Source organism: Chamaesiphon sp. VAR_48_metabat_135_sub (assembly GCF_031418915.1).
In the GTDB taxonomy this organism is placed as follows: Bacteria; Cyanobacteriota; Cyanobacteriia; order Cyanobacteriales; family Chamaesiphonaceae; genus Chamaesiphon.
Window position 1 is genome coordinate 1 of sequence record NZ_JANOJV010000199.1, and the last position, 13,969, is coordinate 13,969.

The 13,969-nt window shown below is 45.6% G+C and carries 13 protein-coding genes, 1 tRNA gene and 1 pseudogene; 3 read left to right on the forward strand and 12 right to left on the reverse strand.

Translation table 11 applies throughout. The annotated features are described in order from the left end of the window. The 7 genes and pseudogenes from RMO55_RS14295 to RMO55_RS14325 all read right to left on the reverse strand — a co-directional run. A pseudogene (locus tag RMO55_RS14295) lies at window positions 1-270 on the reverse strand (hypothetical protein); the annotation flags it as partial. Window positions 271-349: 79 nt separating this feature from the next. Next, the gene (moeB, locus tag RMO55_RS14300) at window positions 350-1,522 is read right to left on the reverse strand and encodes a molybdopterin-synthase adenylyltransferase MoeB (RefSeq protein WP_310427519.1); all 1,173 of its coding nucleotides are present in this window, start codon (window positions 1,520-1,522) and stop codon (window positions 350-352) included. A 281-nt stretch (window positions 1,523-1,803) separates the two neighbouring features. After that, window positions 1,804-2,247, reverse strand: a complete 444-nt coding sequence (locus RMO55_RS14305; RefSeq protein WP_310427520.1) for an ABA4-like family protein — start codon at window positions 2,245-2,247, stop codon at window positions 1,804-1,806. A gap of 320 nt (window positions 2,248-2,567) precedes the next feature. Then, on the reverse strand, window positions 2,568-4,778 hold the full coding sequence (locus RMO55_RS14310) for a nitrate reductase (RefSeq protein WP_310427521.1): 2,211 nt from the start codon (window positions 4,776-4,778) through the stop codon (window positions 2,568-2,570). Window positions 4,779-5,153: 375 nt separating this feature from the next. Continuing rightward, window positions 5,154-6,074 (reverse strand): peptide chain release factor N(5)-glutamine methyltransferase, encoded by a 921-nt coding sequence (gene prmC / locus RMO55_RS14315; RefSeq protein ID WP_310427522.1) that lies wholly within the window; start codon window positions 6,072-6,074, stop codon window positions 5,154-5,156. Continuing rightward, window positions 6,075-6,857, reverse strand: a complete 783-nt coding sequence (locus RMO55_RS14320) for a Tic22 family protein (protein ID WP_310427524.1) — start codon at window positions 6,855-6,857, stop codon at window positions 6,075-6,077. A 227-nt stretch (window positions 6,858-7,084) separates the two neighbouring features. Continuing rightward, window positions 7,085-7,156 (reverse strand) — tRNA-Asn (locus RMO55_RS14325). Between the two features lie 147 nt (window positions 7,157-7,303). Between RMO55_RS14325 and RMO55_RS14330 the strand changes: the two genes are divergently transcribed. After that, window positions 7,304-7,609 carry a hypothetical protein gene (locus RMO55_RS14330; RefSeq protein WP_310427526.1) on the forward strand — a complete coding sequence of 102 codons (306 nt, stop codon included), beginning with the start codon at window positions 7,304-7,306 and terminating at the stop codon, window positions 7,607-7,609. Between the two features lie 109 nt (window positions 7,610-7,718). Here RMO55_RS14330 and RMO55_RS14335 read toward each other — a convergent pair whose 3' ends face one another. After that, complete coding sequence (locus tag RMO55_RS14335) at window positions 7,719-8,729, reverse strand: helix-turn-helix domain-containing protein (RefSeq protein ID WP_310427528.1); 1,011 nt, start codon at window positions 8,727-8,729, stop codon at window positions 7,719-7,721. A gap of 37 nt (window positions 8,730-8,766) precedes the next feature. Continuing rightward, window positions 8,767-9,534 carry a pseudouridine synthase gene (locus tag RMO55_RS14340; RefSeq protein ID WP_310427529.1) on the reverse strand — a complete coding sequence of 256 codons (768 nt, stop codon included), beginning with the start codon at window positions 9,532-9,534 and terminating at the stop codon, window positions 8,767-8,769. A gap of 183 nt (window positions 9,535-9,717) precedes the next feature. Here RMO55_RS14340 and RMO55_RS14345 point away from each other — a divergent pair, with 183 nt between their 5' ends. Then, on the forward strand, window positions 9,718-10,455 hold the full coding sequence (locus RMO55_RS14345; RefSeq protein ID WP_310427530.1) for a DUF2993 domain-containing protein: 738 nt from the start codon (window positions 9,718-9,720) through the stop codon (window positions 10,453-10,455). A 187-nt stretch (window positions 10,456-10,642) separates the two neighbouring features. Then, window positions 10,643-11,977: a 3-phosphoshikimate 1-carboxyvinyltransferase gene (gene aroA / locus RMO55_RS14350; RefSeq protein WP_310427537.1), complete on the forward strand. Its 1,335-nt coding sequence runs from the start codon at window positions 10,643-10,645 to the stop codon at window positions 11,975-11,977. A gap of 103 nt (window positions 11,978-12,080) precedes the next feature. Here the strand turns inward: aroA and RMO55_RS14355 are convergent, their stop codons facing one another. From RMO55_RS14355 to RMO55_RS14365, 3 genes are all read right to left on the reverse strand, one after another. Beyond that, window positions 12,081-12,602: a sterol desaturase gene (locus RMO55_RS14355; protein WP_310427531.1), complete on the reverse strand. Its 522-nt coding sequence runs from the start codon at window positions 12,600-12,602 to the stop codon at window positions 12,081-12,083. A 92-nt stretch (window positions 12,603-12,694) separates the two neighbouring features. Continuing rightward, window positions 12,695-13,240, reverse strand: coding sequence for an O-acetyl-ADP-ribose deacetylase (locus RMO55_RS14360; protein WP_310427533.1), 546 nt, complete (start codon window positions 13,238-13,240; stop codon window positions 12,695-12,697). A 251-nt stretch (window positions 13,241-13,491) separates the two neighbouring features. Next, entirely contained in the window at window positions 13,492-13,950 is a 459-nt protein-coding gene (locus RMO55_RS14365) for a macro domain-containing protein (RefSeq protein WP_310427535.1), read from the reverse strand. Window positions 13,951-13,969: the final 19 nt, after the last annotated feature.

Genomic DNA, 13,969 nt, shown 5'->3' on the forward strand with positions numbered 1-13,969 from the left:
ACTCCAGTCTAGCGACCAACTTTTCGTGAAGAAACTGGGTACCCACATGGGATAATTGACTTGAATCGCTCGATCGTCCACTACGACTCGCTGACTCAATCCCCCCTGTAATGCGACGAACCCAACTCCGATTCCAACCCATAGCAGCCAAGCTGGAACCTCTGCATGGGTAAATGTCGCCAAAAATGGGAGTGGAATTGTCAGTGAGATATACAACAAGCTCAATGTAATTCTAATCAGCGGCGAAATGTAAAAAGTCTGATTTGTCATAACCAATTTTTAAAAACAAATCCCTTGATGGGCATCTATGAGTGACACCCATCAAGGGATAAATTAGGATTTACAGGTATTAGTACTCCAGTACTGAAGAATCTACTTCTTGACTCCAAGCCTGAATCCCACCCTTAACATTTGTCCCGTCAATTCCTGCTTCATGGAGAATTGCGAGGGCTTTCGCAGAGCGTCCACCCATCTTACAATGAGCGATGAGGCGATGACCATTGAGAGCTGCTTTCACTTGCTCGATCCCTTTACCCTGTTCGATATCCGGTAGGGGAATCAAAATAGAGCCAGGAATTTTGGCAATCTCATACTCATTGGGATTGCGGACATCGATTAAGACGAAATCGTCAGCACCACTATCGATGAGTTGCTTGAGTTCCGTCACAGTCATTTCTGCGATCATACTTTGTTGTTCGGCCTCAGCCGCCTTTGCTTGAGGAATGCCACAAAACTGTTCGTAGTCAATTAAATTCTCAATTACTGGACGCACGGGGTTCGGACGCAGTTTCAACTCGCGAAACTTCATCTCTAGAGCATTATATAACACCAACCGACCGCTGAGAGTAGTCCCCTGACCAAGGATAATCTTCACCGTTTCCGTTGCCTGAATCACCCCAATAATGCCTGGGAGGATGCCTAAAACACCACCTTCGGCACATGAAGGCACCATTCCTGGTGGTGGTGGTTCCGGGTACAAATCGCGATAGTTAGGTCCACCCTGATAGTTAAATACAGTGGCCTGTCCTTCAAATCGGAAAATTGACCCATAGACATTGGGCTTATCTAGTAAGACACAGGCATCATTAACCAGATAACGAGTGGGGAAATTATCGGTACCATCGACGACGATATCATAAGGGCGAATAATATCTAGAGCATTCGCCGAACTCAACGCTGTCTCATAGAGATCTACTTGACAGTAGGGATTAATTTCATGAATCCGATTTTTTGCCGATTCAATTTTGGGTTTACCGACCCACGAAGTGCCATGAATGACTTGACGCTGGAGATTGGAGTGGTCAACCACATCAAAATCGACAATGCCGAGACGACCAACGCCAGCAGCCGCAAGATAGAGTAACAATGGCGAACCGAGTCCCCCCGTACCGACACAGAGTACACTGGCGGCTTTGAGACGTTTTTGACCCTCTAGACCGACTTCTGGGAGGATCAAATGCCGCGAGTAGCGGGCATATTCTTCGGGTAATAACTGGATTTCATCCAGATTCGGATTGAGCATAGCTAGTTTAATTAAAGCTGATGATTGGTGATTTCAACAGCGATCGCCAAGAGGTTTGGTATCTAGAAACTAGCACTCTGACCGTCGCCGATTGGTCTAAAAGTACCAAAATTTTAATTTAGACACTGTTGACCAGACTGATAGTTCTTATTCTACCTCGATCGCGTAGCGTCTTCATCAAAAATAAGCAACGTCAATCACCGCGATATTCTTAACCGATCGCCAGTTTTTAAAAAGTTTGGCTCTCAAATGTACGATCTTCGTTGTTTCATTTGGGTACGTTATCCAGGTTGTGAACTAGGAGTAGATTTTTTGAGTCGATCGACGATCGCACTAGTAATTAGATGAGATAGTAATCCGATCGGGCCAAAAAATAGACACAAGATGAGAGAATGAATGGTGATGATACCCTTGTCTTGCCCTTCGAGATAGATGTATCGTCCCACAAATAAGTCCATCACCAGGAAGTGTACCCAACCGACAGCAGCGGCACCTTCATCGGCGAAAAAACGGGCAATGTCGGCTAGTTTCGGATTGGCGAGAGCTGCGGCTGATTCGGGATTGACTGCAACGACGAGTAAGTAGATATACAATCCCGCCAAGGTGATAAATGGTAGTGGTGAGGAAATTACTTTGCGGGTAATCTCCCATTTTGGCAGTACAATCATCAAAGCCCAAAATGGCAGGACGAATAAATTAGCACCGTCGAATAATTGACTCAGCATGAGAATATTTATGGATTAGGATACGATCGAACGATACATATAAGGTACAACTAAATCCATGCAGGTAAGATCGATCCTCAAACTCTATTCATTATATAGACAAAGATTTTAAGCAAACATCATAAGGGGTTGGGTCGATCTCGGCTCCTTGAACAACACAAACAACTCGATCTTTATCTTGAATAAGATTGAGAATTGATTCGCTCACATGTCGTAAAGCGTGGGTTGAATCTGATATATCAAGTTCCCCGCTATGAGAATTAGGGGCACCACTAAAACGAATCTCAATTATCTCTTCAGTCTCAACAAGATGTTGTAGATTACCCATAAACACCCAATCTACTGGATGCTTTCATTGGTATACCGAAAGGGATTGAGGATGTAGGTACGATCGATTTAACAGCTACTAATTGGACAGCACAAGCCTTGAGTTCTGGTTGTAATGAATCGGGACAAGCGGCATCGTGAGTAAATAGATTTGCTTCGGCATCTTTTGCCCACAATTCACCCCAGTGCATCGGGACGAATACCGTACCGCGATTGATGGCTAATGTTACTAGGGCGGGAAACCTGCCAGTACCGCGTCTCGATCTAATTTCGACCATTTCGCCGTTTTCAATGTTTAATCTCGCCGCATCGCGGGGGTGGATTTCGATGAAGGGATCGGGGTGCATTTGTTGAATTTTAGGAATGCGTCCGGTCCGAGTCATCGTGTGCCAGTGACCATATAAACGCCCTGTGGTGAGGACGAATGGATAATCTGGATCTGGTGGCTCTGCTAGTCCTTTAGAGTGGCAGGCGGCAAATTTGGCGCGTTTATCGGGATGGTGGAATTGAAGATCGGTATAGAGTCTTTTCCCGTATTTGGTCTTACAGCCTGTGGGATGGGGCCATTGAGTCGGACCATTGTCTTTGAGATATTGATGACTCAATCCAGTGACATCGCAGGGACGACCAGCACTGAGCTTGGCAAATTCCGCATAGACATCAGCACTATTTTTGAACCAGAATTCCTTGGTGAAACCCAATCTGCGCCCAACTTCGGCAAATACTTCCCAATCGGCTTTCGCCTCGCCTGGGGGACTTCTAAACGCGGGACAGAGGGTGACTGTCCGCTCAGAATTGGTCATCACTCCTGTTTTTTCACTCCATTGAGCGGCGGGGAGAAGGACGTGGGCGTATTTAGCTGTTTCGGTGGGATAGTAGGCATCCTGATGGATGGTAAATGGAGATTTTAATAAGGCTGCTTTCGTCCGCAGGATGTCGGGCATACTTACCGCCGGATTGGTGGCGACAATCCACAGTAAGCCTACAGATCCGGTTTCCATGCCTGTTATCATCTCCCAAGCAGTTTTACCCGTATTGGGGGAGATTCTACCTGGAGGCAAGTTCCAGAGCTGCTCGATTTCGGCGCGTTGAGCGGGATTTTTGACAAGGCGGTAGCCAGGGAGGATGTGGGCGAGTCCGCCCGCCTCGCGTCCGCCCATGGCATTGGGCTGTCCTGTGAGGGAAAATGGTCCTGCGCCAGGTCTACCAATCTGTCTGGTCATGAGATGGAGATTGATAATGTGGCGGACTTTGGCAGTACCTTCGCTAGATTGATTGACTCCCATCGACCAGAATGAGAGGACATTTTTGGATGCGCCCCACCATTTGGCGGTTTGTTCGAGATCTGCTTGCGAAATGCCACATTTAGCGGCAACTATTTCAGGTGGGTAATGTTGGATTACCTCAGCGAAAGCGGCGAAGTTGCTGGTGCAGGATTCGATAAATTGTTGGTCTACTTTTCCCGCCCGCAGCAGTAAGTAAGCAATCCCATTTAATAAATCGATATCTGTACCTGAAGTAATTGACAGATGGATATCTGCGGCTTCGGCGGTAGCGGTGCGACGTGGATCGACGACAACGATTTTGACTCGATCGTGTTGTTTATGATATTTTCTTAGGCGGTTGAATAAAATTGGGTGGCATTCGGCTGTATTCGTCCCAATTAAAAAAGCAAAATCTGTCTTTTCAATATCATCATAGCAACAGGGCGGCCCATCAGCTCCAAAACTCTGGATATAACCAGATACCGCCGAAGACATGCACAGTCTAGAGTTGGCATCAAAATTATTCGTGCCTAAACAGCCCTTTAAAAGTTTTTGGGCTGTGTAATAGTCTTCGGTCTGAAACTGACCGGAACCATACATGCAGATCCCTTCAGCACCATGGGTATCCAGCACAGTCTCAATCCGACTAGCAATTAGACTATAAGCTTCTTCCCAACTCGCTCTTCTAAATGGTTCGGCTAGACTGTCACGCACCATTGGGTACGATAACCGATCTTTGTACAGCGACTCGCTAATTGTCGCCCCTTTAACACATACCATCCCCTGACTAGATGGGTGAGATCGATCGCCCATTACCTTCCAAATCGGCGTACCACTGCTATCCCGATTAATCGATTTCCCTGGCTGCGCTGGCGGCGAAGCTTCTAAACCACAGCCAACACCACAGTAAGGGCAAAGTGTTTTAGTTGTTTCAGTCATAAAGTAGGGGATAGGGGATAGGGATTAGTAGTTAGGGATTAGGGGTTAATATCATCATGAAAATTGGGTCTAGTATGCAAAATACCGATCTTAGATTGAATATTCTGTATTTGAGAACACTAAAATTATGATGTCACCGGTATGGTCTCAATTTTGGATGAACCTCTGCTGGTCTGAAATGCAGTTGTTTGACTAAACTGCCAATTTTTTTGGTGTGCTAGTACCTTCTTTCTCGCACACGAATATATCTGACGATTTTGATACGTTACTTTACAGTAATTTTCCTGACTATTACTAGGCGGCGCAAGTTGCGGGACTATTCCCGAATCCAGAATGCCGACAACAGAATAGTAGCTTTATTTATACCCCTTATTTCTAGCAACTTGGGATAATATTTAACACTTCATCCCGCAGTTTTGCGAGTACGAATCGATCGAGTCCTGCCAGATCGTCGATAATGGTAATATCGGTATAACTACCCTGTCGATTTAATAACTCTACTACAGTAGTACCTTGTCCTGCCATCATTTCAATCAGCCAGATCCCACCAGGCTGAAGATACTCAGGGGCGGTATCGACTAAGAGCCGAATCGCGTCTAAGCCATCCATACCGCCGTCTAAAGCAAGATGTGGTTCGTGTTTGACAACTTCAGGTTGCAGTCGCAATACCTCTTGGGATGGGATATATGGAGGGTTAGAGAGCATTCCTGCAACCTTCCCCTTAAGATGTCCCAGGGATGACCACCAACTTCCTTGGCTAAAGTGGATGCGATCGAGCAGGTCTAGTCGAGCAGCATTAATTCTGGCAATTTTTAGTACTGCAGTACTAAAATCTACAGCGTGAATCTCAGCATCAGGTAACATCTTCGCTAACCCAATTGCCATCGCACCACTTCCCGTCCCTAAATCCACCCAAATTCCCTGCTGCTGAATGCGATTACTCACAGTGAGAGCGATATCAATAATCGACTCAGTTTCAGGACGGGGAATTAGTACGTCTGGCGAGACAACTAACTCGAAATCTCGCCAGAAAGTTTTGCCGACGAGATACTGAACTGGCTTGCGCTGTTCTACTCGGTCGAGCCATAATGCTGACAATTGCTCGAGTGACATCGAAATCTCGATCGAGCTTCGATCGTCGATCGATTGTAGCCGTAAGGTTAACCGATCTAAATTCGCTACCGATTGCAGCAGCCAATCGACCTCACGATGACTTACATCACTATCCGCGCCGATTTTCGTCGCCCATCTGCGCCAATCCCACAATTCTCGACCAGTAATTCGCTCTGAATTCACCTATTTTTTGGGTGTAGTAGGTGTAGGTGTCGCGGCGGGCGCAGTGGGTTTAGCTTTTTGAGCTGCCTGCAATTTGCGGATGCTATCTACACTCTCAGCCGATGGAACGAGGACCAATTGCTGTTGTCCTGGATAATTTTGAGCTTGGAAGTCTTTGAGGACACTTTGCAGGTAATTTACTTTGATTTCGGCTTTGGCTACTAACTTAGGATCTTTTTTTCTAACGCGATCCAACCATTGCTGGGCTTGCTGTTTGCCTAAAAATAGTGGAGTCAGATTGTTTTCTTGGACTGTCACAAACTTATTTTGCTGCTCGATCGCAATCATAAATAATGGGACTGGATAAATCGCATTACTTTGATATGGTTTTTTGAGAATGGTTAGCGCGTTTCTGATTTGCAGCTCTGTCGGGAAGAATACAAAGCTCATGTTGTCAGATTTTTTTTGAGCTTCGATTTGCAACTTGTAGACCTCACTCAGTGGCACAACTGTAATCTGAGCTACTTTACCATTCTTCGGCTGGTCTTTTTTCATTTTCTTTAAAAAAGATGCCGCGTCTTTGAGTTCCATGAATACTGGTGTAAATAGATTCGTAGTTCCCGCTGATGCAACACTTTGCTGGAGAAAATTTCCGGTATCATTAGTAATGGTGAAAACTGGCACTTTCTGAAGTTTTTCGACTATTTGCGCTTCGGGAAGAGCTTGCGCGGGAAGGGGGACAAACGCAAGCAGTGACACGATCGTACCGAGGATCGCGAGCGGGATAATCGAAGATTTATACATGATTTTATCTTAAAAAAGAGCTAGCAATTGTTATACCTTCCATCTACATATTGAAGACTTTGGTATCGATAGACTCAAAAATTTGGGACTGCAAATTGATTGACTATTACACTTAATGACTGTTAACCTAGTAGATTGTTTCCACAACCTAGATTCTCACAGTCATCAATTGAGTCTCGGTACGCTTATACTAGTTTGCTCTACCTGCTGCTATTAATGGTGGTTTACTCCCCGGGCAAGGCTCGAACTTGCGACCAATCGATTAACAGTCGATCGCTCTACCACTGAGCTACCGAGGATTATATTTTGGTGTTTCTCACACCTTCTTTATAATATCACCATGTTTCTGAAATTGGCAAGTACCTTTTTAAACTTTTTTCGGGCTGAATTAAAATCCGCCGATTTGATGGATCTGGTAATCTGGGTTTAACCCTCTGTCAATCGTCATGGATTTAGTCATTGTTGTTGTCTTTTGTAATTGCGCGATCGCGATTCTCATTCTAGCCATTACCATGTGGATCGTTGGCTTTCGCAAACAAGTAACTGCATTAAGGACGTGTTTCGATCGATGGGATCGCGACTGCAATCTGCTATTGAGCGATGCGCCACAATCGCTTGCCGATCGCCAAGCACAAGTCTATCACCTCCGCCAAATCTATCAACAACAGTCGATCTCGATCGATCGACTGCGTTCCCTGGGTTTATTTTGGGGAATTGCCAGATATTTACTGTTCAAACGACGGCGGGGATAGGGGAGATGCTTTGGGACTTGGGCTTTGGGCTTTAGGGTCAATAGCGAGACTAAGCTCTGAACCGAACCGATTTGAGATTTTTACTTCAGTCCCAAATTCCAAGTCTCCATCAATTTCCGACTTTAATCGTCACACTCTGCTTCTGACCGATTTTACCTAAGGGTTGCGGTGCTTGTCGATCGGTCGAGGCAGCGTTGACGCGATCGCGAGATAATAGCAATCCACCTGCATTATTCGTGCTGATAGTTACTTGTTTTTTAGCAATCCAGTTAAATTTCGCCCCAGCTTTGAGATTACCTGTAAATTTAGTAGTGCCATCGATCCCAATTTGTGCCCAGGTAGGGTTTTTCACTGAGATCCCGATCGTCACGCCTGCAAATTGAGCGGGTTTCGGCTGAGTCATTGCTGGCTTGACAGCGATCCCCGCAGCTTGGTGTAGCCGGATTGTGGTTTCGCCAAAGTTTGTGGATGGGTGTTTGAATGCATTATTTAGTAGATGCGAAGTCCCCGCACCAATCCCAAAGATCGCCAGCGTGTAACCCAAATAAACATGGAGAGGCTTCATCTGGACAGGAGTATGAAAACCTGTATTTTGGATTTTGGTAACAGACTCGAACTTTGTTATTTCAGGCTCCCAGGCAATCACTTGTTGGGAGATTGCCATGCCATCCAAGCCTAGACTATTAGCATAACGTTTGACCATACCCTTAACGTAGACTGGCTCTGGTAGAACTTCCAGATAGCCTTCCTCGATCGCTTGAATCAACCGAGGTTGAATTTGCGTCCGTGCGGATATATCCTCGATCGATAGCTGATAATGCTCTCGCCATTGACGCAATCTGGTACCAATTTGATACAAGATCTGGCTGGGTGTTGGGGGTTCGGGTTCTGGAATAGGGGTGTTTGGTTGGAGCGGCTCCAGTAGAAAATCTGCTGGGGCTGTGTGAGTATCTAAATCCCCAATGGCGATGGGTAATGTGCCATCAACGGAGACAGTCTCGTTTTTAGCGGTCTGGATCGATGTTCTGAGCCTGTTAAAGGTGCTAATCTTGCCAATACGATCGGACAAGTTGGGCAATTTTAAAGTAGTAATGTATTTGAGCGGTTCCAGTAGAGTCACGATCGCTAAGGGTGGGGTAAATGTAAGGGGTATTTTTTTAGTTGATGCTGGGGAACGCGAATTTCAAACGATCCCCAGATTGGAGGCTGTGAAGTTCTGCCAATTGCAAATGACGGTGGGAGCCGATCGCCAACGAAAGATCCCCGTCAATGCTAATGTCACCAATTCTGGTACGATGAAGGTGTAAGACAGGATATCCTAGCTGAGTTGCCACTCGTCTAATCTGCCTATTCCTACCCTCAGTCAGCACAATTTTGAGCAGGGTGTTATTGTCTTGGTGTTTGAGAACTGTGACCTGGGCTGGTAACGTGTGTTGCCCATCCAAGTCGATCCCACTGCGCCATGCATCGATAGCTGGTTGAGATGGTTGACCTTGCACCCATACCGCATAAGTCTTGCTAATGCTGTGGCTCGGGTGAGTCAAGCGAAATGTTAACTCGCCGTCATTAGTGAGCAACAGTGCGCCGCTGGAATCAATATCTAATCTACCTACTGGATGGATGCCTTCACACTCTCGTAGTTGAGATGGTAATAGTTCAATCACTGTCGATCGACCTTGGGGGTCGAAGCAGGTTGATACTACACCTACTGGCTTGTTGAGTAGTAAATATACAGGCTCCGGTCGGCTCTGCATGGTAATCAGTCTACCATCAACTTCAATCCGATCGGTAGTCGGTTCCGCCGTTTGTCCTAATTTCGCCACCGCCCCATTTACCCGCACTCGTCCAGCTAAAATTAGCTGTTCCGATCGGCGACGGGACGCTATTCCCCATTGAGATAAAATTTTCTGGAGTCTAGCAGTCATCAGGGGAGGGTAAAGGGTAAGGGGTAAAGAGAATAGATTTGTGCTGATAACTTACTACGGGATCGGGTTAATCCGATGAAGCCTCGTCGGTGTGGGGGGAGTTAGGTGCTATGAATATGTATTTATTTATTTATTCACGCTTGTCTAGTATTCACTGGCAATGAGAAATTATTTACAGTATTTTTGGTAAACTCTTTTGAAGAAATATTACAGGAAGATCGAGATAAATTGACAAATCAAACTAGAGGAATTATCGCTTCTGTGCTGTCACCTGCTTGTCGGGGATGGTTGCGATCGCAAGTATCGCACGTAGATGACCTCCAAGTGGATATTCAAGGAGGAAGTCGGCAAATCTTGGGTGGAACGATTCCACGGGTGGCTGTCGCCGCTGTGGGGGCAATTTATCAGGGATTATCACTGGGATCGATCGATCTGATTGCCGAGAATATTCGGATTAATCTGCCCCAAGTGCTGAAAGGGCAAGCACTGCGACTGGTAGAATCGATCGCGGTTATGGCTGATGTAAAATTCAGCGAGACCGATTTACAAGCTTCTCTCTCTTCATCACTACTCTCTCAGGCAATTACCGATCTCTTCACCCAGATTCTGGCGATGCAGCCGCACCAAACTGACTGGAAAATCGACTGGAATCGGCTTGAGATTGCACCGCAGACCTTAATTTTACAAGGAAATTTGACAACCGACGGACAAACTGGGCCGATCGAGATCGCGATGGGTATCGATATTGCCGAGGGGCATATACTCCACCTCGATCCGCTAAAGATTACCTGTCCGATCGATCTCCCAAATAGCCATATTACCAGCCATCGGATCGATCTAGGTGATGATGTCAATATTACCCAACTCAAGCTGACAACAGGTGAGTTGCTCTGTCAAGGACGCATTCAAGTTAACCCTTAGCAGTGGAGATGGGAGATTTTAGATTAGGGATTAACAATACATCTAATCCCGAAGCCCGAAGCCCGAACTCCCGTAACAACTGATAACTAGAAACTTACCCTAATTATGTTGATTCACGATCGCCTGAGTGGATCTCGATCGATTGCCGCTCTACAATGAAAAATCTAGACTTTCTGCTAAATCTGCCGTGATTACTCTGCAACCCTTCGATCGTCATCAAAGTTTAACTGTTACGCCTCCGCAGGCGGGTGTATCGCTTCAGGGCACATTGCAAATCCCTGGAGATAAATCGATTTCCCATCGCGCCTTGATGTTGGGCGCATTAGCAGAGGGGGAGACGACGATTCAGGGATTGTTATTGGGGGAAGATCCCCGCAGTACGGCGGCTTGTTTTACCGCAATGGGAGCGCAGATTTCTGAGTTAAATACCGAACTGGTAACAGTCACAGGCATTGGATTGGGGCAAATTCAGGAACCTGTAAATATCCTCGATGCGGGAAATTCGGGGACGACGATGCGGTTGATGTTGGGGATTTTGGCCTCTCATCCCGATCGCTTCTTCACTGTAACTGGAGATGACTCCCTACGATCTCGTCCGATGTCGCGGGTAGTTACCCCCCTGACGGAGATGGGAGCGCAGATTTGGGGGCGCAAGGGGAATTCTCTCGCACCGCTTGCAGTGCGCGGACAAGAATTGGAACCGATTCACTACCATTCGCCGATCGCGTCAGCTCAGGTGAAGTCAGCAATTTTACTCGCAGGATTGATGACTTATGGACGCACCACGGTCACGGAACCTGCTTTGTCGAGGGATCACTCGGAACGGATGCTGCGTGCGTTTGGGGCGCATATAGAGGTCGATCCAGAGACTCATAGTGCGACAATAACGGGTTATCCCACTTTACGAGGACAACAGGTAATCGTACCTGGTGATATTAGTTCGGCAGCATTTTGGTTAGTGGCTGGTGCGATCGTGCCTGGCTCGGAGTTGTATATTGAAAATGTCGGAATCAATCCTACCCGCACGGGAATTTTGGTAGCCTTAGAATTAATGGGTGCCGATATTACCCTCGAAAATCAGCGAGAAGTTGCTGGAGAACCCGTGGCAGATTTACGAGTGAAACATGGTAAATTAACAGCATGTGAAATTGGTGGCGATCTAATTCCCCGCTTAATCGATGAAATCCCAATTTTAGCGGTAGCTGCGGTATTTGCCGAAGGGACGACGATTATTAAAGATGCTGAAGAATTACGTGTCAAAGAAAGCGATCGAATTCAAGTTATGGCAGCCGCATTAACTAAAATGGGTGCTAAAGTTACCGAATTACCCGACGGTTTAGAAATTACTGGTGGGGGATCGTTAATCGGTGCAGAAGTCGATAGTTTTACAGATCATCGGATTGCCATGAGCCTCGCGATCGCCTCGATTATGGCAAAGGGAACAACCACAATCGATCGTGCTGAAGCCGCCTCAATTTCCTATCCAACCTTCTTCGACTCATTACGCAGCATTATCAAATAAGTCAAAAATTGAAAGCGATATCCCCGACTTCTTTAAGAAGTCGGGGATATGTCAGAACCTTTGACAGTTGCTAATAAATTTGCATAGATAATGTAAATATTGATTATTCTGTCGCTAGAAGTTGAATGTTTTGTTTGGATTTACGGCGGATAAAACGTAAGAATATCAGCCATTTTTGAGCTGGAGGATCGAGAAATGTAAAAATATCACCATAAGCAGCAAAAGCATTCCGATGATGTTGCCAGTGGCGTTCGGGAGTTGTGATAAATAAGAGATTGCAGATAAATTCGATCGGTTTAGGCGTTTGCCATTGAAGGATCGAGACATGTCGCCAAACTACGTGAAATTCCCCAAACAACAGTCCGATTGAGGTACCGATCGGCGACAGTTGCCATAAACAAGGCGTAAAGATAAAGTAAGGTATAGCACCAAGAATTCCATCAATTACTACTAGAGGATTCCTCGTGAGAACAGCATAATGTAGAAAGCTACGATTTTTGCCATGATGCACGATCGTGTGAAATCGTCCAAATACATGTTCGGGTACATGGTATAAAAATGTCGAGAAAAAGTCTCCCAGCAGAAGTAAAAGCAAAGCTGCGATCATTGCTTTGATGATTTCCATAACAAATCCTCAATACCGATCGCATCCTATCGGATAAAGTTAAAGGCTGGTTTATATTGAGGTTAAGATTTTAAATTAAATTGTCACCAATTTTATGTTCGATCGAGCATTCCAAATGCTTCGACAAAAGTATTGTAATCAGCATCGCTAAAACAGACAAAACTCACGCCAGTAATCGATCGATCCTGCGCCAGAAAACTAGATACTGTCTCTAGCGCAACCTTGGCTGCCAGATCGATCGGATAACCATACGCACCGCAACTAATTGCTGGAAAAGCAATTGTTTGAATCTCATACATTTTGGCTAGAGCAAGACTTTCACGATAGCAACTAGCCAATAGTTCCGGTTCTCCAGCTTTACCCCCGCGCCAAGTTGGACCGACGGCATGAATGATATACCTAGCAGCAAGTCGATAGCCACCAGTTAACTTCGCCTTACCCGTCGGACAACCATTCAGTTGCTGACATTCAAATAATAGATCTTCCCCAGCAGCGCGATGAATTGCACCATCAACACCACCACCACCGAGTAGAGAGCTATTAGCAGCATTAACGATCGCATCTACATGTAATTTCGTAATATCGCCCTGAATAATTCCCATTCGTTCTTGAGGCATAGCAATTGATTCGATTGTCATGTTAATTTTGGTTTTTTGATTGTCCCAATTTTATTCTCGGTTATTTTTGCTAGATATTCTAGATTTGAGTTACGGTCTCAACTGACTGTTCACGCACCTACCATTTTTAGCGATCTCACATATTCAATCCATGCGATAATTCAGCTCTGCTAGCAACCCGATTCCGTCCTCGGGATAGAGCAGGTAACTTGGATTGAATCTCCATCGATAAAGCTTGTCATCTACCAGGATGTTGCGGAGTTTCTTTTTCATTACTGACTAACAAATTCAACACATGTGTGGTTTTCGCCTGCTAATTCTTCCTCGACTATAGCAGCAATAATCGACCAATCGCCTTTGGCTAAACCAGCACCAATTTTCGGGTAGCCAATTCGTCTCCCGCCGAATTGCTGCTTCACTTGCCGAAATACTACTGTAATCGCATCATAATCAGCTAAAGTTCCATCTCCTTGCCAGTGGAATTGGGTATAGCCATTAACGATCGTAAAATTAAACCCATCTCGGTTTATATCGACAGAAGTAAAAGTACCCAACTTAGTGCGATCTCCAACTTCTGTTTGACAATCTGCTCTATAGGCTTCGGGGAATTGCTGCTTAATAGTTAGAGCAATCCCCCGCCCCATTCGACATTGACAATTGCAACCCTGAATGATGACATCAAATGCTCCAGCTTTGGCTAATTCAATCAGATCGCCTCGTACTGTATTCATCGATTTTTAGCTCTAATGT

Coding starts and splice junctions, on each gene's coding strand:
- RMO55_RS14365 (WP_310427535.1), bottom strand. CDS start 13,950: ATGAATACAGTACGAGGCGATCTGATTGAATTAGCCAAAGCTGGAGCA.
- RMO55_RS14355 (WP_310427531.1), bottom strand. CDS start 12,602: ATGGAAATCATCAAAGCAATGATCGCAGCTTTGCTTTTACTTCTGCTG.
- RMO55_RS14360 (WP_310427533.1), bottom strand. CDS start 13,240: ATGACAATCGAATCAATTGCTATGCCTCAAGAACGAATGGGAATTATT.
- RMO55_RS14340 (WP_310427529.1), bottom strand. CDS start 9,534: ATGACTGCTAGACTCCAGAAAATTTTATCTCAATGGGGAATAGCGTCC.
- moeB (WP_310427519.1), bottom strand. CDS start 1,522: ATGCTCAATCCGAATCTGGATGAAATCCAGTTATTACCCGAAGAATAT.
- RMO55_RS14330 (WP_310427526.1), top strand. CDS start 7,304: ATGGATTTAGTCATTGTTGTTGTCTTTTGTAATTGCGCGATCGCGATT.
- RMO55_RS14320 (WP_310427524.1), bottom strand. CDS start 6,857: ATGTATAAATCTTCGATTATCCCGCTCGCGATCCTCGGTACGATCGTG.
- RMO55_RS14305 (WP_310427520.1), bottom strand. CDS start 2,247: ATGCTGAGTCAATTATTCGACGGTGCTAATTTATTCGTCCTGCCATTT.
- RMO55_RS14310 (WP_310427521.1), bottom strand. CDS start 4,778: ATGACTGAAACAACTAAAACACTTTGCCCTTACTGTGGTGTTGGCTGT.